The 244-nt window shown below is 67.6% G+C and carries 1 protein-coding gene; it reads right to left on the minus strand.

The window, feature by feature from the left end; translation table 11 throughout:
* The coding region (locus tag HMPREF9440_RS12005; RefSeq protein WP_008542667.1) for a hypothetical protein at window positions 1-244 on the minus strand (244 nt) is incomplete at both ends.

Consider the following 244-nt stretch of genomic DNA (forward strand, 5'->3'; position numbering starts at 1 on the left):
GCCTTCCGTTCGTCCTCGTGAAGAAGATCCCGCCACATGAGGGCGCAGAGCCCCAAGAGCACCGTGCTCGTGGCCCCCCAGAGGAGGAGCCCCGTGCTCACGTGCCCGATGACGCCCGTCACCAGGGCGACGAGCGTCGCGATGACGTAGAGGACGATCAGCACGCGCCCGCGTCGGCGCATGTCGTCGAAGTCGGAATGGAGCACCGGCGGAACCGGCTCGCGCTTGACGGGCTCAACCATTG

The organism is Sutterella parvirubra YIT 11816, assembly GCF_000250875.1.
GTDB lineage: Bacteria > Pseudomonadota > Gammaproteobacteria > Burkholderiales > Burkholderiaceae_F > Sutterella > Sutterella parvirubra.